Source organism: Marivita geojedonensis, from assembly GCF_002115805.1.
GTDB classification, from domain to species: domain Bacteria; phylum Pseudomonadota; class Alphaproteobacteria; order Rhodobacterales; family Rhodobacteraceae; genus Marivita; species Marivita geojedonensis.
This window is the reverse complement of record NZ_JFKC01000003.1, coordinates 93,869-116,736: the sequence shown is the minus strand read 5'-3', so window position 1 is coordinate 116,736 and position 22,868 is coordinate 93,869. Positions and strand designations below refer to the sequence as shown.

General features: G+C 61.9%; 21 protein-coding genes. 7 read left to right on the top strand and 14 right to left on the bottom strand.

Annotated elements, in window-relative coordinates; all coding sequences use genetic code 11:
- Positions 1–3: 3 nt before the first annotated feature.
- Together MGEO_RS05560 and MGEO_RS05555 are read right to left on the bottom strand one after the other, a co-directional pair.
- A complete protein-coding gene (locus tag MGEO_RS05560) occupies positions 4–939 on the bottom strand; it encodes an endonuclease/exonuclease/phosphatase family protein (RefSeq protein WP_085635728.1) in 936 nt (311 codons plus the stop codon).
- A 31-nt stretch (positions 940–970) separates the two neighbouring features.
- Positions 971–2,791, bottom strand: coding sequence for an ABC transporter ATP-binding protein (locus MGEO_RS05555; RefSeq protein ID WP_085635727.1), 1,821 nt, complete (start codon positions 2,789–2,791; stop codon positions 971–973).
- Between the two features lie 268 nt (positions 2,792–3,059).
- Between MGEO_RS05555 and MGEO_RS05550 the strand changes: the two genes are divergently transcribed.
- The 4 genes from MGEO_RS05550 (at position 3,060) to MGEO_RS05535 (ending at position 8,132) form a co-directional block, all read left to right on the top strand.
- Positions 3,060–4,766 carry a peptide ABC transporter substrate-binding protein gene (locus MGEO_RS05550; protein WP_085635726.1) on the top strand — a complete coding sequence of 569 codons (1,707 nt, stop codon included), beginning with the start codon at positions 3,060–3,062 and terminating at the stop codon, positions 4,764–4,766.
- An 86-nt stretch (positions 4,767–4,852) separates the two neighbouring features.
- A complete protein-coding gene (locus MGEO_RS05545) occupies positions 4,853–5,890 on the top strand; it encodes an ABC transporter permease (protein ID WP_085635725.1) in 1,038 nt (345 codons plus the stop codon).
- Positions 5,883–6,863, top strand: a complete 981-nt coding sequence (locus tag MGEO_RS05540; protein WP_085635724.1) for an ABC transporter permease — start codon at positions 5,883–5,885, stop codon at positions 6,861–6,863. The genes MGEO_RS05545 and MGEO_RS05540 overlap by 8 nt, the downstream gene beginning before the upstream one ends.
- A 216-nt stretch (positions 6,864–7,079) precedes the next feature.
- Positions 7,080–8,132 (top strand): YeeE/YedE family protein, encoded by a 1,053-nt coding sequence (locus MGEO_RS05535; RefSeq protein ID WP_085635723.1) that lies wholly within the window; start codon positions 7,080–7,082, stop codon positions 8,130–8,132.
- 3 nt (positions 8,133–8,135) lie between these two features.
- Here the strand turns inward: MGEO_RS05535 and MGEO_RS05530 are convergent, their stop codons facing one another.
- From MGEO_RS05530 to scpA, 6 genes are all read right to left on the bottom strand, one after another.
- Positions 8,136–8,498, bottom strand: a complete 363-nt coding sequence (locus tag MGEO_RS05530; RefSeq protein ID WP_085635722.1) for a hypothetical protein — start codon at positions 8,496–8,498, stop codon at positions 8,136–8,138.
- 36 nt (positions 8,499–8,534) lie between these two features.
- Positions 8,535–9,566 (bottom strand): endonuclease/exonuclease/phosphatase family protein, encoded by a 1,032-nt coding sequence (locus MGEO_RS05525; protein ID WP_085635721.1) that lies wholly within the window; start codon positions 9,564–9,566, stop codon positions 8,535–8,537.
- A 10-nt stretch (positions 9,567–9,576) separates the two neighbouring features.
- Positions 9,577–10,260: a molecular chaperone DjiA gene (locus tag MGEO_RS05520; RefSeq protein WP_085635720.1), complete on the bottom strand. Its 684-nt coding sequence runs from the start codon at positions 10,258–10,260 to the stop codon at positions 9,577–9,579.
- A 42-nt stretch (positions 10,261–10,302) separates the two neighbouring features.
- Entirely contained in the window at positions 10,303–10,782 is a 480-nt protein-coding gene (locus MGEO_RS05515; protein ID WP_085635719.1) for a GNAT family N-acetyltransferase, read from the bottom strand.
- Positions 10,779–11,399, bottom strand: a complete 621-nt coding sequence (locus MGEO_RS05510) for a VOC family protein (RefSeq protein ID WP_085635718.1) — start codon at positions 11,397–11,399, stop codon at positions 10,779–10,781. Before MGEO_RS05510 ends, MGEO_RS05515 begins: the two co-directional genes overlap by 4 nt.
- 77 nt (positions 11,400–11,476) lie before the next feature.
- Positions 11,477–13,606: a methylmalonyl-CoA mutase gene (gene scpA / locus MGEO_RS05505; protein WP_085635717.1), complete on the bottom strand. Its 2,130-nt coding sequence runs from the start codon at positions 13,604–13,606 to the stop codon at positions 11,477–11,479.
- A gap of 254 nt (positions 13,607–13,860) precedes the next feature.
- Here scpA and MGEO_RS05500 point away from each other — a divergent pair, with 254 nt between their 5' ends.
- On the top strand, positions 13,861–14,328 hold the full coding sequence (locus MGEO_RS05500; RefSeq protein WP_085635913.1) for a DUF4174 domain-containing protein: 468 nt from the start codon (positions 13,861–13,863) through the stop codon (positions 14,326–14,328).
- A 101-nt stretch (positions 14,329–14,429) separates the two neighbouring features.
- Here the strand turns inward: MGEO_RS05500 and MGEO_RS05495 are convergent, their stop codons facing one another.
- From MGEO_RS05495 to MGEO_RS05475, 6 genes are all read right to left on the bottom strand, one after another.
- On the bottom strand, positions 14,430–16,430 hold the full coding sequence (locus MGEO_RS05495) for an acetyl-CoA carboxylase biotin carboxylase subunit (RefSeq protein WP_085635716.1): 2,001 nt from the start codon (positions 16,428–16,430) through the stop codon (positions 14,430–14,432).
- Between the two features lie 126 nt (positions 16,431–16,556).
- A complete protein-coding gene (locus MGEO_RS05490) occupies positions 16,557–16,772 on the bottom strand; it encodes a hypothetical protein (protein WP_085635715.1) in 216 nt (71 codons plus the stop codon).
- 337 nt (positions 16,773–17,109) lie between these two features.
- Positions 17,110–17,469 carry a hypothetical protein gene (locus tag MGEO_RS05485; RefSeq protein WP_085635714.1) on the bottom strand — a complete coding sequence of 120 codons (360 nt, stop codon included), beginning with the start codon at positions 17,467–17,469 and terminating at the stop codon, positions 17,110–17,112.
- 63 nt (positions 17,470–17,532) lie between these two features.
- Positions 17,533–17,679, bottom strand: coding sequence for a lipoprotein (locus MGEO_RS21535; protein WP_170102893.1), 147 nt, complete (start codon positions 17,677–17,679; stop codon positions 17,533–17,535).
- A 214-nt stretch (positions 17,680–17,893) separates the two neighbouring features.
- Positions 17,894–18,301: a DUF6497 family protein gene (locus tag MGEO_RS05480; RefSeq protein ID WP_233139669.1), complete on the bottom strand. Its 408-nt coding sequence runs from the start codon at positions 18,299–18,301 to the stop codon at positions 17,894–17,896.
- Between the two features lie 49 nt (positions 18,302–18,350).
- A complete protein-coding gene (locus MGEO_RS05475; protein ID WP_085635713.1) occupies positions 18,351–19,883 on the bottom strand; it encodes an acyl-CoA carboxylase subunit beta in 1,533 nt (510 codons plus the stop codon).
- A 175-nt stretch (positions 19,884–20,058) separates the two neighbouring features.
- Between MGEO_RS05475 and MGEO_RS05470 the strand changes: the two genes are divergently transcribed.
- On the top strand, positions 20,059–21,288 hold the full coding sequence (locus MGEO_RS05470) for a multidrug effflux MFS transporter (RefSeq protein ID WP_085635712.1): 1,230 nt from the start codon (positions 20,059–20,061) through the stop codon (positions 21,286–21,288).
- A 53-nt stretch (positions 21,289–21,341) separates the two neighbouring features.
- Complete coding sequence (locus tag MGEO_RS05465) at positions 21,342–22,739, top strand: helix-turn-helix domain-containing protein (RefSeq protein WP_085635711.1); 1,398 nt, start codon at positions 21,342–21,344, stop codon at positions 22,737–22,739.
- The last annotated feature ends 129 nt before the right edge of the window (positions 22,740–22,868 follow it).

Sequence of the window (22,868 nt, the reverse complement as noted above, 5' to 3'; positions counted from 1 at the left end):
GTCTCACTTCTGGGCTGAGGGCAGCAGGTAATCTGCGTAAACCGGATGATGGTCCGATGGCCATTCGCCGTCAAACTTCTCTTGCAGAACAACTGGTCCGGCGGCGAGATCAACATCCGGTGTGCGGCTTAAATGGTCAATGGCTCCAATAAGATGCACGCCTCTGTTCAAGTAGTACGTCGCGCCGGGCGTCTGATCGAATCGGACACCAGACTCTTCGAGTATGTCCATCGTGCGCGACCCGTGCAGCGCATTGAGATCGCCAACCAGAAACACGGTCTCTCCGGCCTCGGTCCACGGCGTCAGACGATCCCGCACCAATTCTGCCGACAGCCGGCGGTTCGAGCGGCTGGAATATTCGAAATGCACATTCACCACACGGAACCGATCCCCCGTGTCGCGGTCCTCAAACCGCGCCCAGGACGCAAAGGCCGGGTAAGACCCGTTGAAGGTCCGTGAATAGATCACATCCGGCGTTTCGGAAAAGAAAAACCATCCCTGTTCAAGTGGTTGCAGACGTTTCTTCAAATAGAAGAAAGGCTGTGTCGATGGAAATTCGCGCCAGTCTCCGGTGGCCGTCACACTGTATTCCGAATTCTGATCCAACAGGTAGTCGCGGGCCAGATTGACCGAGCCATCGCTGCCGCGCTGAAAGCTTTCCATCTCCTGAAACGCAACAATATCGGCCCGTAACGCCTTGAAAGCCTTGTCCAATGGCGCTTTCCGACGATCCCAGTCACCGACGGACCAAGCCCCGGTCTCCTGCCCGAGGATGATGTAGTGCACGTTGTAGCTGGCGATCCGAAGTGCGTCGCCTTCGGGGGCCTGTACCGACACGTCAGAGTCGCTGTTGGTGACATGCAGCGCGCAGGCAACCAGGGTCACCAGCGCAAACACCGCCATACCCCCACGCAAAAGACGCAACAGAAACCGTTTCATGGGTTGAGCCTACAGGCCAAACCGCATGTGGTCAGTAGCCGCTGTCGGTGATCAGCACTTTGTGACCGGGTTCGACTTCGCGGTACTCCGAGGGAGCCGGATCGTAGTCAAGACCGTGGATCGGCGAGGGAATCGGTTTGAAATTCAGATCTTTCTCTGACTTGCGCTTGCGCGGATCGGCAATCGGCACCGCTTTCATAAGTGCCTGCGTATAGGGATGCTGCGGGTTCTCAAACACTGCCCGACGTGGGCCAAGCTCCACAATCCGTCCCAGATACATCACCCCGACATAATGGCTCACTCGTTCGACCACGGCCATGTCGTGACTGATGAAAAGATAGGACAGTCCCAGTTCTGCCTGAAGTTCCAGCATCAGGTTCAACACCTGCGCCTGCACCGACACATCGAGCGCCGATACCGCCTCGTCCGCAACGATGAGCTTGGGGTTCAGCGCCAGTGCGCGGGCAATCGCGATCCGCTGACGCTGTCCACCGGACAATTCATGCGGATAGCGCTGCATGAAACTGCGCGGCAGTTCGACCCGGTCGAACAGCATTTCGACCCGTTTGCGCATCTCCGCACTGGATCCCATACCGAAATTGCGCATCGGCTCCGAGACCTGATCGGCCAGCTGCATCTGCGGATTGAGCGAGGCAAACGGATCCTGGAACACCATCTGCATGTCGCGCCGCGCATTGCGCAGTTCGGGCTGACTGAGCGCCATGATGTCCTTACCATCAAGGAAGATGCTGCCCGTCTGCGGCTCCACCAGCCTCAGAATGGACCGCCCCGCCGTCGATTTCCCGCAGCCGGATTCGCCCACAAGACTGAGCGTCTGCCCCTTGTTTACGGAAAAGGACACGTCCTCGACCGCGTGCACATTCGCAACGGTGCGACGGAAGAAGCCCCCCTTGACCGGAAACCGCGTCGTGAGGTGTTTGACCTCCAGCAGAACCTCGTCCGATCCGGTGATCGGCGGCACGTCAGACCCGTCCCGCCCAAGCAGACGCATCGGGCGCGGCAGATCGGTGCCTGTCATTTCGCCCAGCTTGGGAACTGCTGCCAGCAACGCCTGCGTGTAGGGGTGCTGCGGGTTTTCGAAAATCTCTTCGACCGTGCCTTCTTCAACCTTGTTCCCGCGGAACATCACCACAACGCGGTCAGCCATCTGCGCGACCACGGCCATGTCATGCGTGATGAACATCACGGCCGTGCCGGTCTCACGCTTGAGCCGGTCCATCAGAGCCAGAATCTCGGCCTGGATTGTCACGTCCAGCGCTGTCGTCGGCTCGTCCGCGATCAGCAGACGCGGTTCACAGGCGAGCGCCATCGCGATGACCACGCGCTGCCGCATCCCGCCGGACAGTTCGTGCGGATACTGTTTCAGCCGCCGTTCCGGTTCCGGGATGCGCACCTGACGCAGAAGCTCCAGTGCCCGCGCTTCGGCCTGTGCCCGCGACATGCCCTTGTGCAGCCGCAACCCTTCGGTCAGCTGCCGCCCCACCGTGAACACCGGGTTGAGCGCGGTCATCGGCTCCTGGAAAATCATACCGATCTCGTTGCCCCGGATCGTGCGCATCAGATCCTGATCGGTTTCCGACAGATCGACCTTGCCCTGATCCTTGCGATCGAAAAGCAGGCGCCCGCCCGCAATGTCGCCGCCGCCGAACTCGATAAGCCGCATTAGAGCCAGCGAGGACACCGATTTGCCCGACCCGGATTCGCCCACCACGCAAACGGTTTCGCCGGGATTGATCTCGAACGAGACGTCTTCAACCCCCACCACGGTTCCGGACTTTGTCTGGAATTCAACGCGAAGATTCTGAATCTGGGCAATGCTGCCGTCCGGCATGGGCGCGGTCCTTATTCTGACGTTGCCCAAACGCTAACCACAGTTCCGCCAGAGTCAAACGCTGTCTCCACGTCGCCTCTGTTATCGCTCCCAGAGGACTTGCATTTTGCTCAAAAGCTGTTTCGATGCGCAATCAGGGGGAAAAAGACCTGCGTTTTGTCAAACGTGAACCTGTGTGATCCGCATGGCGCCGCGACGGAGCAAATCCCGGAGTTTCCCACCACAACGAGAACGACACGGAAAAACTGTGTCCAACAAGGAGAGACGAATGAAACTCAAATCCCTACTCATGGGTGCTGCGGCTGCCGTTGCACTTGCGCCTGCCGCGTTTGCCGAGCGTGGCGCCGACGGCGAGGTCAAGATCATCTACTGGCAGGCTCCGTCGATTCTGAACCCGTTCCTGTCGGGCGGGACGAAAGACGTGGAATCCGCGTCGATGATCATCGAACCGCTGGCGCGCTATAACGAAAAAGGCGAGCTGGTTCCGTGGCTCGTCGAAGAGATCCCGACGGTCGCCAATGGCGGCGTCAGCGAAGACCTGACCTCGATCACGTGGAAAATCACCCCCGGACTGACATGGTCGGATGGCAGCGCGTTCACTTCTGCGGACGTGGCCTTCACCCACGCGTACTGCACGCATCCCGAAGGCGGCTGCGCACAGATCACCAAATTCGAAGGCGTCACCAGCGTCGAGACCCCGGACGACCTGACCGTCGTCGTGAATTTCGGCGGCCCGACCCCGAACCCCTATGGCCCGTTTGTGGGTGGCGAAAGCCCGATCCTGCAGAAAGCGCAGTTCGAAAGCTGCATGGGCGCGGCGGCCTCCACCTGCACCGAGCAGAACTTCAACCCGATCGGCACCGGCCCGTTTGTCGTCACCGAGTTCAAGCCGAACGACGTGATCACCATGGCCGCAAACGAAAACTACCGTGATCCGGCGAAGCCCGCCTTCGCAAGCGTGACCTTCAAAGGCGGCGGCGATGCCCGCGCAGCAGGTCAGGCCGTGATGGAAACCGGTGAATTCGACTACGCCTGGAACCTCCAGCTGGCACCCGACGTGATTGCGCAGATGCAGGAAGGCGGCAAAGGCGTTCCGATCGCAGGCTTCGGCCCGCTGCTCGAGCGCATCATGATCAACCAGACCAACCCTGATCCGAACCTGCCCGAAGGCGAGCGTTCCACCGCGGCGCACCCGCATCCGTTCCTGCAGGAACCGGCGGTCTACAAGGCGATGTCGATGGCAATCGACCGCCCGCTGCTGGTGGAAATCGGCTATGGTCAAGCCGGCAAGATCGGCTGCTCGTGGGTTCCGGCCCCCGAAGCGTTTGCGTCCACATTCGACGGCTGTGACGTGCAGGACCTCGACGGCGCGAAAGCGCTTCTCGATGGCGCAGGCATCGTCGACAGCGACGGCGACGGCGTGCGCGAGCACAACGGCGTGCCGCTTTCGATCCTTTACCAGACCTCGACCAACGCCGTCCGTCAGGACTTCCAGGCGCTGATCAAGGAATGGTGGGAACAGATCGGCTTTGAAGTCGAACTGCGCAACATCGATGCGTCGGTCTTCTTCGGTGGTGACCCGGGTTCGCCCGACACGTTCCAGAAGTTCTACGCAGACGTGGAAATGTACGCGAACACCTTCAACGGCACCGACCCGCAGACCTATCTCGGCAACGGCCTGTGCGACAAGGCTCCGCGCCCGGAAACACAGTGGCAGGGTGAAAACATCAGCCGCTTCTGCATGGAAGAGTTCGACGCGCTGCATGCAGAGCTGACCAAGACCGCAGACATGGCAGAGCGTCAGCGCATCGGCCGTGAGCTGAGCGGGATGATGGTCGACAACGGCGGGATGATCCCGCTGGTGCACCGTGGTCGTCTTTCGGCACACGCAACCACCCTTGGCGGTGTCGTGCTGAACGTTTGGGACAGCGAACTGTGGAACGTTGCGGACTGGTACCGCATCAAGTCCAAATGATCGCACGCCTGTGATCGCAGGGTGGGCACCATGCCCACCCTGCTTTTCGTTTCCCGTAAAAGACTAATGACCCGAGGCGCCACACGATGCTGACCTTCGCCGTCCGACGACTTGTTCTTGCCGTTCCGACGCTTCTGTTCATCAGTTTTGTCATATTCATGCTGCTCCAGCTCGCCCCCGGTGACCCGATGGCGCAGGTACCCCTGACGGTACCGCCCGAGGTGAAGCAGAAGATGCGCGAGGCGCTTGGGGTGGGTGAACCACCGCTGGTGCAATACTGGAAATGGCTGGTGCAGGTCTTCTGGCTGGAGCCAAAGGTCTTTATCGACTGGCTGACCAATTCAAGCACCCTTCTGGGCTGGCTGCCGGACACCCAGCTTTACCAGGGCGAACTGCGCGTCATCTCCTGGCAGACCCGTTCGCCGGTGATGGACATCGTGATCCAGCGCATCCCGCAAACGCTCTGGGTCGTTGGCATGGCCTACGTGGTGGGCATCCTGATCGCCCTGCCCATCGGCATCTATTCGGCCTACCGGCAGTATTCGGTCTTCGACCAGTCCGGGACGTTCATCACGATGATCGGCTTTTCGATCCCGCCGTTCTTCACCGGCCCGCTGCTGATCGTGATCTTCTCCGTACAGCTGGGCTGGTTCCCGTCGATTTATGACACAACCCATGTGGTGAACGACTGGGCCAGCTTCAAATACCAGCTTCAGCAGATGATCCTGCCGGTGATGGTACTGGCCCTTCAGACCACGGCGCAGATCAGCCGCTACATGCGCGCGTCGATGCTGGACAACCTGAATCAGGACTACGTGCGCACCGCCCGGGCAAAAGGTCTGAGCGAGGCTGTCGTTGTGACCGTGCACGTGCTGCGCAATTCGATGATCCCGGTCATCACCGTCATCGCACTCAACGTGCCGTCGATCTTCGGCGGCGCGATCATCACCGAGAACGTGTTCAAGGTGAATGGCATCGGGCAGCTTCTGATCACGGCGCTCTTTGCCAATGACCTGCCGATGGTGATGACGCTGACCTTCATCTTTGCCGTGCTGATCGTTCTCTTCAACCTGATTGCCGATATCCTCTACGGCCTTCTCGACCCGAGGATCCGCTATGACTGAGCCCGTCCAAGCCACTCCGACCCCGATCGAAGCGCTGGCCGACAAAGGCCCGCTGGAGCCGCCGCGCAGCCAATGGCTCGATGTCTGGGACCAGTTCCGCAAGCACAAGGGCGCCATGTTCGGCGGCGGGTTTCTGCTGTTCATCACTCTGGCCGTCCTGCTTGGCCCGTATCTCTGGCAGGTGGACGCGCAGAAGCTCGACATCCGCAACAAGGACCTGCGCCCGATCTGGAACCTTCTGTGGGACAGCGGGGCCAAGGTCGCCTGGAACCGCCCGTTCGGCACGGATCAGCTGGGCCGCGATCAGCTCGCGCAGATCATCCAGGGCGGGCGGACATCCATGGCCGTCGGTTGGGCCGCAATGGTTCTGAGCCTGATCATCGGCACCACGGTCGGTGTTCTGGCGGGGTTCGTGCGCAAGGCCGACGGGCTGCTCATGCGTCTCACAGACCTGTTCCTGTCGCTGCCGATCCTGCCCCTGCTGCTGGTGGCTGTGACGCTCTTCCGCCAGCCCCTGCGCGAGGCATTCGGTCCCGAAGGCGGGATGTTCGTGCTGATCGTCGGCATCATCGCCATAACAAGCTGGATGCCCACCGCCCGCATCGTGCGCGGCGATATCCTCGCGCTCAAGGAACGTGAGTTCATTCTGGCTGCGCGCTCCATTGGCACCACGCCCTTCCGCATCGTGCAGCGTCACCTGCTGCCCAACGTGCTGTCACCGATCATGGTCTCGGCCACGCTTGGCCTCGCCACCGCGATCATCACCGAAAGCGCGCTCAGCTTCCTTGGCGTCGGTTTCCCGTCCGACTTCCCGACATGGGGCAAGATGCTCGCCGACGCGGTACAGCGGATGCAGCAGTTCCCCGAACGGGTCTACCTGCCGGGCATCGCGATCTCGCTGACGGTGCTGAGCGTGAACTATCTGGGTGACGGCCTGCGCGACGCGCTGGACCCCCGCATCCGGGGCCGGTGACAGGCGTACAAGTGAAATAAGATTGATCGGCTTGAGGAGCACGCCCGCCGCCGAACGCCGGACCCGATTTTTCTTGAAAAATCGGAACAGCGTTCTGGCCTGAAGCGAAATCCCAAGACCCAATCCCCCAGGGAGCGCCTCAAAGGCGCTGCCCCACCCTTGCCGCAGGAATATATTCCCTCCATCTGGCCTCAAGGCAAATGGAAGGAGCGACCCATGTTCGAATCCCTGGGCTTTGAGAATTACACCGCGCCGCAAGTGGCGGTGGGTCTGGCGCTGGTCCTTGGCGCCGTGTTCGGTCTGCTGGCCGAGCGCACGAAATTCTGCTTCCGCCGCGGGCTCGTCGGGGACGACCGCAAACAGGCGCTCGGCGTCTGGTTGACCGCGCTGGCCGTGGCCGTGCTTGGCACTCAGGCCGCAGTTCTGTCCGGCTTCATCACCTTCGACGACCACCGCTTCATGTCCGGAGAGTTGCCGATCCTCGCCATCGTGCTCGGCGGGTTGATGTTCGGCGCCGGGATGGTGCTGACGCGTGGCTGTGTCTCGCGGCTGACCGTGCTGTCTGCCAGCGGCAACCTGCGCGCCGTCTTTGTGCTGCTGGTCTTCGCCATCACCGCCCATGCAACGCTGAAAGGCATACTGGCCCCGGTCCGCACGACACTGGGTTCCGTCACCGTTTCGTTGGGCGACACTGTCTCTCTGGCCGCGCTGCCCGGCGGCGCGTTGGTCTGGTCCGTGATCATCGCCGCTGTCGCACTGGCCATTGCAGCCCGCTCAGGAAACCGGGTCATCACACTGGTAATGGCTGCACTTCTGGGGGCCTTGGTGCCGGCAGGGTGGGTTGGAACGGGCTTCGTCCTCTATGACGATTTCGACCCGGTGGCGCTGGAAAGCCTGTCGTTCACCGCACCCTTTGCCGACACGCTCTTCTGGACCGTCGCCTCTACCTCGATCCCCGCCAATTTCGGTGTGGGCCTGATCGGCGGCGTGGTGATCGGGGCGCTGGTGTCCTCGCTGATCTTCGGCAGCTTCCAGTGGCAATCCTTCCACGCACCGGCAGAAACCGGTCGCTATGCGGGTGGTGCGGTTCTTATGGGTGTCGGTGGCGTTCTGGCCGGCGGCTGCACCGTGGGCGCGGGTCTCGCTGGCGTGCCGACCCTTTCCTTCGCGGCACTGCTCGCCATTCTGTCGATCGCCGGGGGCGCGCTGCTCACCAACGCGGCGCTGAAGCCCGCGCGCCAGACAGCCTACGCACAGCCCGCTGAGTAAGGGTCAGATGTCGATCTCGCCGTCCTCGGGCGGCGGGAGATCATCAAGCGGCGGCGCGTCCTGCTTGCGTTTGAGAAGAATGTCCCCGTTGGGCAATACCACCGGCGGCTCATAGGCGGACCAATCCTCGACCTGCGCCATCAGCTCCCGCAGAGCCGGTCCCATCTCCTCGGCAAAACTGCGCAGCGCCGGTTCAATGTCTTCGGCCAGCCCTTCGAGTTCACGCAGGGCGGGTTCCATTTCTTCCATCAATCCCCGGAAAAACAGCTTAGCCCCCTCTTCCATGAGGCTGGTGCCGTTTTCCTCGGCGGATGCGCCCGTCGCAAGAAGGGCCGCCGCAAGCGCATATGCAGAAATCTGTTTCATGCGGCCAATATAAGCGATCCCGGCGCGGATTTCACCTCAGAGATCAAGATCCAGCGTCACCGGGAAGTGATCCGACGCGGTCAGCAAGGCCTCGCGCAGTTCGACCGTCTTCCAGCAGGCCGGATCGTCGAACGGGTGCCAGATGCGCCACCGGACCGCCTTTTCCCGCAGATCAGGAGACACCATCACGTAGTCCAGCAGCGCCTGAAGATACCGCTCTTCCTGAGACAGGTAGAACCGTGCCGTGGTGGGCTGGGGGCCGAACTTGCGGGACAGAGCCTGCGCCGCGTTGGGATCGAAGAGCACATGATCTCCGTGCCCCATGACAATCTCGACCGAGCTGCGCCCGAACAGATGCTCATACTCATCAAGCCCCGGACCGTCGTTCAGATCGCCCATGACGATCAGCGGCTCTGCGGCGTCCAGATGTTCGGCCACCCGGGTCCGCAACCAGATCGCCTGCGCAAGCTGCTTGCGGCGGTTGGCAATCGACAGGCGCATCACCTCGTCTCGGTTGGTTGCGCCATGGGGGGCCTTGGATTTCAGATGCGCACCGATCAGGCGGATCGTTTCCCCTGTGGCCCGCACCGTCATTGCCACTTCCAGCGGCGGCTTGGAGAACACCACCCGGTCCTCGGTCGCGTCGATATCGAGGTCGATGCGGAAAGTGCCGTCAAAGCGGGGCGCACCATCGACCTGCGGCGCGCCCGGCACCGGAGCCTGCCCTCTCGGATCATGCCGGGCCGACACGATGTCCGGATCGTACAGCAATGCAATCTCCTGCTGGGTGTCATTGCTGAAGCCCATGACCGCCCTGCGGGCCCGAAGACTGAACGCCTCGGCAAAGCCCTCGAGCGCGCGCACCGTGTCGCGCTGCCGGTTTGTGTCGGGCGCTTCGACCACCATCACCGCGTCCGCGTCCATGGCGGTAAAGACGATGCCCAAGGCCTCGATCTGCATGGCCCGGGTCACGTTGTGGCGGGCGGACCATGCGTCGTCCACGAGAAGCTGCCCGCTATCGTCGAACAGCGCGTCGAACCATTCGACATTGTAGGTGGCAAGTCTCATCCGTGCCGCTTCAGGCGTGCTCCCGCGCCGCGATTTCCTCCCAGGCGCGGTTGATATCGATGAGACGACGCTCCGACAGCTTGACCGCCTCCTCCGGCACCCCACGGGCGATCATCCGGTCCGGATGGCTGTCGCGCACCAGTTGACGCCACGCAGAGCGGATTTCCGAAAGCGGCATATCCGGCGAGACCCCAAGCACGTCATAGGGGTCGGGTGCGGCATCGGGCACAAAGCGCGTTCTGAGGCGGCGGAACGAACTTTCCGGCAGTTCGAAGATTTCAGCCACCCGCAGCAGGAACGCATCTTCGCCCGGATGATAGGTGCCATCAGCCATCGCGATATGAAACAGACCTTCCATCAGATCGCAAAGCGTACCCTGATCCTGTCCGAACATCGCGCGAATGCGTTTGGCATAATCCTCGAATCCGGCCACGTCCTGACGCGCAAGGTTGAACACGCGTGCCGCACCCGCCTCGTCCTCGGGCGGAATGTGAAACACCTCGCGAAAGGCCATGACCTCGTCACGGGTCACAAGCCCGTCAGCCTTCGCCATCTTGGCCGACAGGGCGATCACGGCAATGGTAAACGCCACGGTCTTTTCCGGTGGCGTCCGCAGCCGGTCGAACACCGCAGCCAGGCCCTCGCCCGAGGCAAGGGCCGAAACGGCGTCCGCAATGCGTGTCCAGATCGACATGCCTTCAGTCTATGGCAGAGCACGCAAATTGTCAGTGCGGCATCAGAGCTTTTTCTGCATCAGCACAAGGTCGATCCAGCGCCCGAACTTGAACCCCACCTCGGGCAGAGTGGCGACTTCGACAAATCCGATTGCCACATGAAACGCGCGGCCGGACGGGTTTTCGCCACTGACACCGGCGATGAGGGAATGCACCCCCTCCCCGCGCGCAACCTCTTCCAGAGCCGTCATCAGGGCTCGTCCGGCACCCTGACCCCGCGCACCCTGCCCCAGCGCTATGGAATGTTCTTTCGTCCAAGCATACCCAGGACCGCTGCGAAACGGGAAGAAACTCGCGTAGCCCGCGGCAACGCCATCGATCTCGACAACCTGATAGGCCGGGCCACGCGACGCGATGTCGTCACGGACCATCGCTTCGGTCTTCCGGTCCGAGGTAAAGGTGATGGTCGTGTTGTCGATCACATCGTTCAGGATCGCCGTCAGTGGCGCCGCATCCTCGGGTCGCCCCGGACGGATGATCATCTGAGCACCAGCGACGTGCCGTCCGGCGCGGTGAACTCCGCAACCAATTCCCGGTCGTCTGCCGTTTCGAACCGAACACGCGCGTCCCGAAACGCAGGAGAAAGCCGTTCAGCCAGAGCATGTGCATCCGGACCCGACACCGTCAGGCTGCGCAGGCGCAGCCCGGACGAGGACAGAGTCTGCCCCGGAGGGGTATCGGTATGCCATTGAATGATCGCCGGAAACTGCCCGCCAAACGGCAAGCGGCCATCGCGCGGCACAAGCATCGTCCAGCTCAGATGGCCCCGAGACAGCCGAACCGGCGCTCCGGCTTCGGGAAACGCATCCTGCGCTGCTGCGATGTCCGAACAGCGGATGATCCATTTGTCGAGTCGCGCCGCACCCCGGAACTCATCCAGCCCGAACCAGCGCGGGAACGCTGGCGTCGGCTGCGACGGGTCGATGGCGATGGCCTCGAAATAAAGTCCGTCCTCGAGCCCGAGAAGCTGGTTGTGGGTGGCGAAATGGCTGTGCTGCCCGCCGGGAAGAAGCGGCACACCCAGCACCGCTTCGGAGTGTTCAACGGCATCGGCCAGCGTCTCGCCAGCCACCGCGATATGATCGAGTTCGAAGTCCATACGTACATCGACACATGCCACGGATTTTCCGTCAACGGAAAATCGCAGACGCGTGGACGCGTCCGCGCGCCTTCAGATCAGCCGCGTGCTTCGCGGATGAGCCGCAGGATGTCCTGCGCCGCCTCCGGAATGTTGGTGCCCGGACCGAAGATCGCCTTGACCCCGGCATCATAGAGGAACTGGTAGTCCTGCTGCGGAATGACCCCGCCGCAGATCACCAGAATGTCGCCTGCACCCTGCGCCTTCAGCTCCTGCACCAGCTGCGGCGCCAGCGTCTTGTGCCCTGCGGCCTGGCTTGAGATCCCGATCACATGCACATCGTTGTCGATGGCGTCCTGCGCCGCTTCGGCCGGTGTCTGGAACAGCGGGCCCACATCGACGTCAAAGCCGATATCGGCAAAGGCCGTCGCGATGACCTTCGCGCCCCGGTCATGGCCGTCCTGCCCCATCTTGACCACAAGCATCCGCGGGCGGCGGCCCTCATCCTCGGCGAACGCCTCGACCGAACGCTGGATCGCCGCAAAGCCTTCGTCGCCCTCGTATGCCGCGCCATAGACGCCGGCCAATGTCTTCACCTCGGCCCGGTGACGGCCGAACACCTTTTCCATCGCCATGCTGATTTCTCCTACTGTGGCGCGGGCGCGGGATGCTTCTACCGCCGCCTCCAACAGATTGCCGCCTTCGGCCGCACGTTTCTCAAGTTCGGCCAGAGCCGCATCGCAGGCCGCCTGATCGCGGGTCGCACGGATCTTCTCGAGGCGGTCGATCTGGCTCTGCCGAACCTTGACGTTGTCCACGTCCAGAATGTCGAGCGGATCTTCCTTGGCGAGCCGGTACTTGTTCACACCCACGATCACATCGGTGCCCCGGTCGATATCCGCCTGCCGCTGCGCCGCCGTTTCCTCGATCCGCAGCTTCGGCATCCCAGAGGCAACGGCCTTGGTCATGCCGCCCATCTCGTCGACCTCTTCGATCAGCTTCCACGCCGCTTCAGCCAGATCATGGGTCAGTTTTTCAACGTAGTAAGACCCGGCAAGCGGATCGACCACCTTGGTCACGCCGGTTTCTTCCTGAAGGATCAACTGCGTGTTCCGCGCGATGCGGGCACTGAACTCGGTCGGCAGTGCAATGGCTTCGTCCAGCGCGTTGGTGTGCAGCGACTGTGTACCGCCCAGAACCGCGCTCATCGCCTCATAGGCGGTGCGGATCACGTTGTTGTATGGATCCTGCTCGGCCAGCGACACACCCGAGGTCTGGCAGTGTGTTCGCAGCATCTTGGAGCGGTCATTCTTTGCGCCCAGATCGGTCATGATCCGGTGCCAAAGCAGACGCGCCGCGCGCAGCTTGGCCGCTTCCATGAAGAAGTTCTTGCCGATGGCAAAGAAGAACGACAGACGTCCGGCGAACTTGTCCACATCCATGCCCCGCGCCATCGCGGTCTGCACGTATTCCTTGCCGTCCGCCAATGTGTAGGCCAACTCCTGAACGAGGTTCGCGCCCGCTTCCTGCATGTGGTAGCCCGAGATCGAGATCGAGTTGAACTTCGGCATCTCGTTCGAGGTGTATTCGATGATGTCTGCGATGATCCGCATCGACGGCTCGGGAGGGTAGACATAGGTGTTGCGGACCATGAACTCCTTGAGGATGTCGTTCTGGATGGTGCCGGACAGCACAGCGCGGTCATGCCCCTGCTCTTCGCCTGCAACGATGAAACTGGCGAGGATCGGAATGACCGCACCGTTCATCGTCATCGAGACGCTGACCTGATCGAGCGGTATGCCGTCAAAGAGGATCTTCATGTCCTCGACGCTGTCGATGGCAACGCCGGCCTTTCCCACGTCCCCCACCACACGCTCGTGGTCGCTGTCATAGCCGCGGTGCGTGGCAAGGTCGAAGGCGACGGACACGCCCTGCTGACCGGCAGCAAGGTTCTTGCGGTAGAACGCGTTCGACTCTTCGGCGGTGGAAAAGCCCGCATATTGCCGGATCGTCCAGGGACGGCCCGCATACATGGTGGCCTTTACACCGCGCGTGAACGGCGCTTCGCCGGGGATCGTGCCCAGATGCGGCAGGTCCTTGATGTCGTCTTCCGTGTAAAGCGGTTGTACCTCGATGCCTTCCAGCGTCTTCCAGGTCAGCGCATCCAGCGGCTTGCCCCGGAGTTCTTTTTCCGCAAGAGCGCGCCATGTGTCTTTCTTGGCTGTCATCGTGATGTGGTCCTCTGGTTCTCGTCAAAGCCGGATCCGCATGTGCAGCGGATCGCGGCATGGTGTGTTCGTAGCGGTGCCGGCCCATGCACGGCCCCGATGGGCAGCCCCCTGCGGCTGCCCGGTTGATCGGTATGCGTCTGTTCCTGCATCACGCCCTCTTCGTACGGTCGCCCGGCTGAATGCCGAAATTTTGTACGTGGCTGTGCAGCGGCCCCTTCGCATTGGAAGAAGCCCGCACTATGTTTTGGAATATGAAGACATTCAGACCACTCATTCTGGCGCTTGCCGCAGCGATCCTACCTCTGTCCGCAAACGCTGCGGACACCTCCGTGCAGGCGGAAGCGGAAGAGGTGCAGGTGATTTTCGATGCCAAAGACGTCAATCTTGATGAATATCTCTGGATCGCCCGCCCTGTGCTGGTCTTTGCAAATTCCCCGGCGGACCCGCTCTTCATCCAACAGATGCAATACCTGACCCGCGAACTGGACGAATTGCGCGAACGCGATGTCGTGGTCATCACGGACACCGATCCGGCCGCACAGACCGATGTGCGCACGAAGCTGCGCCCCCGGGGCTTCATGCTGGCGCTGATCGGCAAGGATGGGCAGGTCAAACTGCGCAAACCCCTGCCGTGGAGCGTGCGAGAGCTGACCCGTTCCATCGACAAGATGCCGATCCGGCAGCAGGAAATCCGCGACCGCCGGGCATCGGGCCTCTGAGTCCTGATCCCGCAGCCGGACAGCCTGCCCGACATCCCCATGGGAGCACCAGTCGAACCGGTGCCCATGTGGCGTGATATCGCGCAGGCAAGGGTCATTGATTATTCGAACTCCATGATCACGTCGTCCACGGCAAGACTGTCGCCAGCCGCCGCGTTGATCTTGGAGACGACGCCTTTGCGTTCGGCGCGCAGGATGTTTTCCATCTTCATCGCCTCGACAGTGCACAGCGCCTGACCTTCCTGCACTTCCTGTCCCTCTTCCACGTCGACCTTCACGATCAGACCCGGCATCGGACAGAGAAGCATCTTGGAGGTGTCCGGTGGAACCTTCTCGGGCATCTTGCGGGCAAGTTCCGCCTGACGCGGCGTACGGACATGGACCTTCAACTCGGCCCCGCGCGACCGGATACGGAACCCGCCCGGTATTTTGCCGACCTTCATCACCAAAGGCGCACCGTTGACCGTCATGCGGGCAAGCTGATCCCCTGGCGTCCAGTCACCGCTCACGCGGATCTCCGACCCATCGGTGAACGTGACGGTCGACCCGCCATGATCCGCCGCGATGGTCACGTCGAAATCCTGCCCCTGCAGTGCGACGTTCCAGTCTTCACCGACATGGCGCTCGTGGTTGTCGAGCGTTCCGGTGATACGGGTCCGCCGGATTTCGGCAACCCGGTTCATCGCCGCACAGGCCGCCGCGATACCGCGCAGAGCGTCGTCGTCCAGCGTAACGCCCTCAAATCCGTCGGGGTATTCCTCGGCGATAAAGGCCGTGGTCATGTCACCCGAGATGAATTTCGGGTGGTCCATCACCGCTGACAGGAACGGCAGGTTGTGTCCGATGCCCTCGACCTCGAAACTGTCGAGCGCCGTGCGCATCACCTCGATGGCCTCGCCCCGGCTCGGCGCCCAGGTGCAGAGCTTGGCGATCATGGGGTCGTAATACATGCTGATCTCACCGCCTTCGTAGACGCCGGTGTCATTGCGCACCAAACCCGCACCGAGTTCCCCCTCTGCCGGCGGGCGGTACCGGGTCAGACGACCGATCGACGGCAGGAAGCCGCGATACGGGTCTTCGGCGTAAAGGCGGTTCTCGATGGCCCAGCCGTTGATTTTCACATCGTCCTGCGTGATCGTCAGCGGCTCACCATTGGCAACGCGGATCATCTGTTCGACCAGATCGACACCGGTGATCAGTTCTGTCACCGGGTGTTCCACCTGAAGACGGGTGTTCATCTCGAGGAAGTAGAAGTTCTTCTCGCCATCGACGATGAATTCCACCGTGCCCGCGCTGGCGTATCCCACCGCCTTGGCCAGAGCGACCGACTGTTCGCCCATCGCCTTGCGGGTGGCCTCGTCAAGGAAGGGCGACGGCGCTTCTTCAACCACCTTCTGGTTGCGGCGCTGGATCGAACATTCCCGCTCGTTCAGGTAGATCCCGTTGCCATGCGCATCGCACAGCACCTGGATCTCGATGTGACGCGGCTGGGTGACGAACTTTTCGATGAAGATCCGGTCATCGCCAAAGCTGTTTGCAGCCTCGTTCTTGGACGACTGGAAGCCCTCGCGCGCCTCGGTGTCGTTCCACGCGATCCGCATGCCCTTGCCGCCACCGCCGGCGGAGGCCTTGATCATCACCGGGTAGCCGATCTCGTTCGAGATCTTCACCGCCTCTTCGGCATCCTCGATCAGACCCATGTAGCCCGGCACGGTGGACACCTTGGCCTCCTGCGCAATCTTCTTGGAGGTGATCTTGTCCCCCATCGCCTCGATCGCCCCTTTCGGCGGTCCGATGAAGGCAACGCCCGCAGCCTCAAGCGCCTCGGCAAACTTCGGGTTCTCCGACAGGAAGCCGTAGCCCGGATGCACCGCCTGTGCGCCCGTCTGCTTGATCGCGTCCATCACCTTGTCGATGACGATATAGGACTGGTTCGCCGGCGGCGGGCCGATATGTACCGCCTCGTCTGCCATTTCGACATGCAGCGCGTGCTTGTCGGCGTCCGAATAAATCGCCACGGTCTTGATGCCCATCTTGCGGGCGGTCTTGATCACCCGGCAGGCAATCTCGCCTCGGTTGGCAATCAGGATCTTGTCGAACATGTCTGTCCCTTTCCGTCAGTCTTTTCTTGGCCCGGGACATGTCCCGCAGCGATGGCATGAAAAAGACCGCCCGGGCGGCAAGCCCGGACGGTCGCATTTCGAATGGAAGAGTGGTGGCCCGATGCGTCAGCAGCGTTCCGGATAGGTTTGGCAATAGGCGACATTGGCCGCAGCTCCGACAGCTGCCCCCGTGAGCGGGTCGCCTCCGGCTGCCGCGGCTGTCCCGCCGCCCGCCGCGCCGCCAAGCAGCACCTGTTCCCCAAGAGTGTCGCCACAGGCCGCGAGGCCCAGCAGCGCAACGAGGGCAAAAGCCGATGCCGGTTTGATGTTGTGAGTGTCCATCTGTCTGCTCCTTTGCAGGTCGTTGCCTGAAGAGCAGTAACACCCCGGATCGCGGCCCGGTTCCAGCCCTCAGCGGAAAACCCGCGCGATTGGGCAAAACCTTGCCTTAAACTGTAACATCCTGTTTCAGAACGCAAAAAGTCGGGCGCTTGGCATGGGGTATGACCAAGACGCCCGACAGGGGAAGGGTAACGGTGAACAACTGGCGCAATCTGCCAACGCCATGTCACTAGGAACATGTCCACAGTGTCAGAACCGCGTAACGCGTCAATCTTGGATGTTGCACAACCCAAGGTATCGGCCTTTTCCCGCGCATTCCTCAGCACCGTCAGCAACATCACGCCCATTCCCCATCGTCGAAGGCTTCGGGGAACGACGCCCGCGCCACGGGCTCGTTGATGATCAGCAGAGCTTCATAGCTGACAGGATCGAACGGGTCGTCATAGGGCAGCACTTCGCGCCCGAAGAGCCAGCTCAGTCGCCCGGCATCGAGATTGCCCCGCTCAAAGGGTTCATCCCCGAAATGCGCCCAAAGTGCCGCCATGAAAGCCGTGTCGGCCTTGCGATCCACGGCCTTGCGGTCGCGGTACCGCTCGCGCTTGATCAGCGGCGTCACCCCCTTGGGGTTCGGTCTGCGAATGACGAACTGGAAATCCGTACCGGGAAGCCGCCCCGGAAAGCCGCGATGCTTCAGCATGGGACACCCCCGCGAAGCGATCGGGAAAAGGGGGCGGACGCCTCTGCCCGCCCCGTTTCAAGGTTACTTGTACTTGCCTGTGTACGCGGGCTCGTGGCTGATCGGCTCAGGGTCGATAACCACAAACTCTTCTTCGGCCTGCTTCTGTCCGCACGCGGACAGGACTGCAAAAAGACCGACTGCGGCAAGAAGCTTGATGCTCTTGGACATCTTGTTCTCCTGTCAGGTTCAAAGGACCCAACAAGACCTGCTGGTCCTGCCTGTCCTCGGTTCGAGGTAATGACTGCTTGGGTGCAGTCGGCCTCAGAATACCCTGAAACGGGGGCGAAAAGATATCCACAGCCCGCAACATCGCGCCCCTGTGACGCAAAAGACTCAAACCGGTTCGGGCTTGAACTGTGTGCCGCAACATATTGTGGACGCATCAGAAAAACTCCAAGATGCAGGTTCCGTCTTCGACGCGATACGCCTCGAAAAACTGGATGACGTCTTCGTTGGCGACGCCGAATTCGGTCTCTTCCTGACCAAAGGAAATCACGATCTGACTGGGCTTCGGCCCGGTCTCGGCAAGGCGCGGTATGGCGAAGGTTTCGCACAGATGATGCATGTCGACTTCCACATCCTCGTATTCCCGGCCATCCTGCCCGATCTCGGGCGCAACAAACCGGAAGCGGTAGATCAGCCCCCCGCCGGGCCGGTCCCAGAGCATTTCCTGGAAGCTGACCGGCTGGCCGGACGGAACAGGAAGCAGGTCATCGGCGGCGAACGCAGCTGTCCCGCCAAGCGCCAGAGCGCCCGCTGTCAGATGCTGCCAAGCTCCACCTCTCGCCACAGATGACCTCCTCCCGTAGGGTGCGTGCGCACACGCACCTCAGTTCCGATCACAACGGAATGTTGTCGTGCTTCTTCCACGGCATCGACTGCTGCTTCGACCGCAGCGCGGCGAACGCACGGGCCACCCGCTTGCGCGTGCTGCGCGGCTGGATCACCTCGTCGATGAAGCCACGCTCTGCCGCCACGAACGGGTTGGCAAAGCGGTCCTCGTATTCCTGGGTGTGCGCCGCGATCTTCTCCGGATTGCCCGCATCGGCACGGTGAATGATCTCGGTGGCACCCTTGGCCCCCATCACCGCAATCTCCGAGGTCGGCCACGCATAGTTCACATCCGCACGCAGGTGCTTGGACGCCATAACCACGTAAGCGCCGCCATAGCTTTTGCGGGTAATCACCGTCACCTTCGGCACTGTCGCTTCGCCATAGGCAAAGAGCAGTTTCGCGCCGTGCTTGATGACGCCGTTGTATTCCTGGCTGGTGCCCGGCAGGAAGCCCGGCACGTCCACCAGCGTCAGGATCGGAATCCCGAAGCAGTCGCAGAAGCGCACGAACCGTGCAGCCTTGCGGGCGCTGTCGATGTCCAGAACACCGGCCAGCACCATCGGCTGGTTCGCCACCACACCCACGGTCTGCCCTTCGAGGCGGACAAAGCCGGTGATGATGTTCTTGGCGAAGTCTTCCTGAATTTCGTAGAAATCGCCCTCGTCCGCGATCTTGAGGATCAATTCCTTCATGTCGTAAGGCGTGTTGGCGTTCTCCGGCACCAGCGTGTCGAGCGAATCCTCCACCCGGTCCACATCGTCGAAGAACGGCCGCGTCGGGCTGGGTTGACGGTTGTTCAGCGGAAGGAAGTCCACCAGTCGGCGCACTTCGGCAAGTGCTTCCACATCGTTTTCGAACGCACCATCGGCGACGGACGACTTGCGCGTGTGCGTTGTCGCGCCGCCCAGTTCCTCGGCAGTGACATGCTCGTTGGTCACGGTCTTGACCACGTCCGGACCTGTCACGAACATGTAAGAGCTGTCCTTCACCATGAAGATGAAGTCGGTCATCGCGGGCGAATACACGGCACCACCGGCGCACGGTCCCATGATCACGCTGATCTGCGGCACCACACCCGACGCCATGATGTTGCGCTGGAACACCTCGCCGTAGCCCGCAAGGCTGTCGACGCCTTCCTGAATCCGCGCACCACCCGAGTCGTTGATCCCGATCACCGGCGCGCCGTTCTGCATCGCCATATCCATGATTTTGCAGATCTTCATCGCATGTGTGGCCGACACCGATCCACCCAGAACAGTGAAGTCCTGGCTGAACACATAGACCATCCGGCCATTGATCGTACCCCAGCCGGTGACCACGCCATCGCCTGCGGGGCGGTTCTTCTCCATCCCGAAATCGGTACAGCGATGGGTCACGAACATATCGTATTCTTCAAAGCTGCCCTCATCGAGCAGCAGTTCGACCCGCTCGCGCGCTGTCAGCTTGCCCCGCGCGTGCTGCGCATCGATGCGTTTCTGTCCGCCGCCCATACGGGCATCGGCGCGGCGCGTTTCCAACTCTTGCAGAATGTCTTTCATGGACCGTCCCTTTTCGCTTTGTGGCGAACATACTGAGGCGCGGTAGCGTCTCAAGCGTAAATGAGCAAATTTGCAAACTATGGAAATGAGGTCAGTTGCAATTTGCAAAACTGCAAATTGTATCGTTACGCCTGCAAATATGGACAATCCCGAAGCCCGGGCGTAGCGATAGGTAATGAGTTACGCCTCACGGGTCCGATTTCTCGACCGTTCCACACCGCCGCATATTGTCACACTGATCCTGCTCGCAGGACTTTCGGCGTTGGTCATGAACATTTTCCTGCCGTCCCTGCCCAACATGACCGCGTATTTCAACACCGAATACCGCCTGATGCAACTGTCGGTCGCGGTCTATCTGGGTGTGAATGCGGTGCTTCAGGTTCTGATCGGTCCGATCTCCGACAAGCTGGGCCGCCGACCGGTCATCCTGTGGGGAATCGGCGGGTTCTGCCTGGCGACGCTCGGCTGCATCTATGCGCCCGACATCTATACCTTCCTCGGCTTCCGCATGGCGCAGGCGGTGATCGTGACCGCGATGGTGCTCAGCCGCGCGGTGGTACGCGACTGCGTGCCGCAGGATCAGGCAGCCTCGATGATCGGCTATGTCACCATGGGCATGGCCGTGGTTCCGATGATCGGCCCGGCCTTCGGCGGCGTGCTGGATCAGTATTTCGGCTGGCAGGCGAATTTCTGGCTTCTCCTGATCCTCGGCCTTGGCCTGTTCTGGCTGACATGGAGCGATCTCGGCGAAACCGCCGCGACAAGCGGGCTGAGTCTCGGCCAGCAGTTCGCCCAGTACCCCGAGCTTCTGACCAGCCCACGCTTCTGGGGCTATGCGATTGCCTCGGGCATGTCGTCAGGCGCGTTCTTTGCCTATCTGGGTGGCGCCCCCTTTGTCGGAACCGAAGTCTTCGGCATGTCGCCAGCTGTTCTGGGCTTCTTCTTCGGCGCACCCGCGATCGGCTATTTCCTCGGGAACTTCGTGTCCGGCCGGTTCTCGGCCCGGATCGGGGTGAACCGCATGGTCTTTGTCGGAACGCTGATCAACTGCACCGGGATCGTCCTGTCCATGCTCGTTTTCTGGCTTGGCCTTGGCTCGGAATGGACCTTCTTCGGCTTCATGACCTTTGTCGGCCTCGGAAACGGCATGACCATCCCCAACGCAACCGCGGGCATGCTGTCGGTGCGGCCGCATCTGGCGGGCACGGCATCGGGCCTTGGCGGCGCGATCATGCTTGGCGGAGGCGCGGGCCTGTCAGCGCTGGCGGGCGCGCTTCTGGTGCCCGGGTCCGGCCCATGGCCGCTGCTGTGGATCATGCTGGCCACCGCGATCTGCGCCATCATCGCGATCCAGCTTGTGATCTGGCGCTCTGCGCGGCTGGCGGGGCTGGACAGCGCAGAGTGAATTTGCAAACTCGGTTCTGACAGTCTGCAAAGCTGCAAAGCCCCGAGGATGCCATGGCGACACAGAAACTCTATGCCGGAGCCAAGCTGCGCGAGATCCGCACCCGGCTGGGCATCACCCAGCGCGATTTCGCGGCCAAGCTGGGCGTGTCCCTGCCCTATCTGAACCAGATGGAGAACAACAAGCGCCCGCTCTCCACCACGGTGGTGCTGGCGCTGGCGCAGGAATTCGGCGTCGATGTCACCGAGTTGGGACAGGGCGATGCAGAGCGCATGATCTCGGACATGCGCGAGGCGCTGGCCGATCCGGTCTTTGCCGACGCCGCACCCCCTGTGGCCGACCTGCGCCTGACCGCCTCCAACGCGCCGGGGCTGGCCCGCGCCTTTCTGGAACTGCACCGCGCCTATCGCCAGACCCATGAGCGGCTGGCATCCCTGGATGAGGCGCTGGGGCGCGAAGGCGCGCAGTTGCAACCCTCGCCCTGGGAAGAAGTGCGGGACTTTTTCCACTACTGCGACAACTACATCGACGCCGTGGACAAGGCCGCAGAACATGTGGCGACCAAGCTGACCGGCAGCGACCGCGTCCGCGCCGCCATTCGCGGGCTGGAGGCCGAAGGACTGCATGTGCGCTTTGCCAATATGCCGGAACTGCGCCGCTTTGATGAGTTGCGGCAGGAGGTGACGCTGTCATCGCTTGCCGCCCCCGAGACCCAGACCTTCCAGATGATGCTGCAACTTGCGCTGACGCGGCACGGCAAGCTTTTGGATGCAACACTTGATCTGGGTCGGTTCCAATCCGACGCCGCGCGCGCCATCGCGCGGCTGGGATTGGCGAACTATTTTGCCGGGGCTGCCGTGATGCCCTACGGCCAATTCCTTCAGGCAGCCCACGACACGCGGCACGATCTTGAACTGATGGCACGCCGCTTTGGCGCGTCCATCGAACAGGTGGCGCATCGCCTTTCGACTCTGCAAAGGCCCGGCGCGAAGGGCATCCCGTTCTTCTTTGTCCGGGTCGATCAGGCGGGCACCATCACCAAGCGCCACTCGGCCACACGGTTGCAATTCGCCCGCTTCGGGGGCGCCTGTCCGTTGTGGAACGTACATCGTGCGTTCGAGACACCCGGCCGGTTCCTGCGACAGCTTGCGGAAACCCCGGACGGTGTGCGGTATATTTCATTGGCGCGGGATGTGTCCAAGACGGGCGGGCATTTCGGCGCGCCGGTCCGGCGCTATGCGATTGCTTTGGGATGCGAGGTCAAACACGCGGGCGCGCTGGTCTATGCGGATGGGCTCGACCTGAATCGCGACGGCGCGTTTGAGCCGATCGGGATTTCCTGCCGGATCTGCGAACGGGCAAATTGCCACCAGCGTTCGGTCCCGCCGCTGGAACGGAAGCTGACGATCCAGCCGCATCGGCGGGGGATCCTGCCCTACGAATTGAGTTGAGCGCACGAGCGATGCGACGACGCATCGCGTGTTTCCGTCGACGGAAACACTGGGGGGGGGCGTTCATTTGTGCGCCATTGGTTCAAGCCCAATGGACGACCCCCAGACCCCCGAGGTATTTGGAAAACA

Excerpts from the sequence above, each read along its gene's own strand:
- MGEO_RS05560 (WP_085635728.1), bottom strand. The coding sequence starts at position 939 with ATGAAACGGTTTCTGTTGCGTCTTTTGCGTGGGGGTATGGCGGTGTTT.
- MGEO_RS05555 (WP_085635727.1), bottom strand. The coding sequence starts at position 2,791 with ATGCCGGACGGCAGCATTGCCCAGATTCAGAATCTTCGCGTTGAATTC.
- MGEO_RS05550 (WP_085635726.1), top strand. The coding sequence starts at position 3,060 with ATGAAACTCAAATCCCTACTCATGGGTGCTGCGGCTGCCGTTGCACTT.
- MGEO_RS05545 (WP_085635725.1), top strand. The coding sequence starts at position 4,853 with ATGCTGACCTTCGCCGTCCGACGACTTGTTCTTGCCGTTCCGACGCTT.
- MGEO_RS05540 (WP_085635724.1), top strand. The coding sequence starts at position 5,883 with ATGACTGAGCCCGTCCAAGCCACTCCGACCCCGATCGAAGCGCTGGCC.
- MGEO_RS05535 (WP_085635723.1), top strand. The coding sequence starts at position 7,080 with ATGTTCGAATCCCTGGGCTTTGAGAATTACACCGCGCCGCAAGTGGCG.
- MGEO_RS05530 (WP_085635722.1), bottom strand. The coding sequence starts at position 8,498 with ATGAAACAGATTTCTGCATATGCGCTTGCGGCGGCCCTTCTTGCGACG.
- MGEO_RS05525 (WP_085635721.1), bottom strand. The coding sequence starts at position 9,566 with ATGAGACTTGCCACCTACAATGTCGAATGGTTCGACGCGCTGTTCGAC.
- MGEO_RS05520 (WP_085635720.1), bottom strand. The coding sequence starts at position 10,260 with ATGTCGATCTGGACACGCATTGCGGACGCCGTTTCGGCCCTTGCCTCG.
- MGEO_RS05515 (WP_085635719.1), bottom strand. The coding sequence starts at position 10,782 with ATGATCATCCGTCCGGGGCGACCCGAGGATGCGGCGCCACTGACGGCG.
- MGEO_RS05510 (WP_085635718.1), bottom strand. The coding sequence starts at position 11,399 with ATGGACTTCGAACTCGATCATATCGCGGTGGCTGGCGAGACGCTGGCC.
- scpA (WP_085635717.1), bottom strand. The coding sequence starts at position 13,606 with ATGACAGCCAAGAAAGACACATGGCGCGCTCTTGCGGAAAAAGAACTC.
- MGEO_RS05500 (WP_085635913.1), top strand. The coding sequence starts at position 13,861 with ATGAAGACATTCAGACCACTCATTCTGGCGCTTGCCGCAGCGATCCTA.
- MGEO_RS05495 (WP_085635716.1), bottom strand. The coding sequence starts at position 16,430 with ATGTTCGACAAGATCCTGATTGCCAACCGAGGCGAGATTGCCTGCCGG.
- MGEO_RS05490 (WP_085635715.1), bottom strand. The coding sequence starts at position 16,772 with ATGGACACTCACAACATCAAACCGGCATCGGCTTTTGCCCTCGTTGCG.
- MGEO_RS05485 (WP_085635714.1), bottom strand. The coding sequence starts at position 17,469 with ATGCTGAAGCATCGCGGCTTTCCGGGGCGGCTTCCCGGTACGGATTTC.
- MGEO_RS21535 (WP_170102893.1), bottom strand. The coding sequence starts at position 17,679 with ATGTCCAAGAGCATCAAGCTTCTTGCCGCAGTCGGTCTTTTTGCAGTC.
- MGEO_RS05475 (WP_085635713.1), bottom strand. The coding sequence starts at position 19,883 with ATGAAAGACATTCTGCAAGAGTTGGAAACGCGCCGCGCCGATGCCCGT.
- MGEO_RS05470 (WP_085635712.1), top strand. The coding sequence starts at position 20,059 with ATGAGTTACGCCTCACGGGTCCGATTTCTCGACCGTTCCACACCGCCG.
- MGEO_RS05465 (WP_085635711.1), top strand. The coding sequence starts at position 21,342 with ATGGCGACACAGAAACTCTATGCCGGAGCCAAGCTGCGCGAGATCCGC.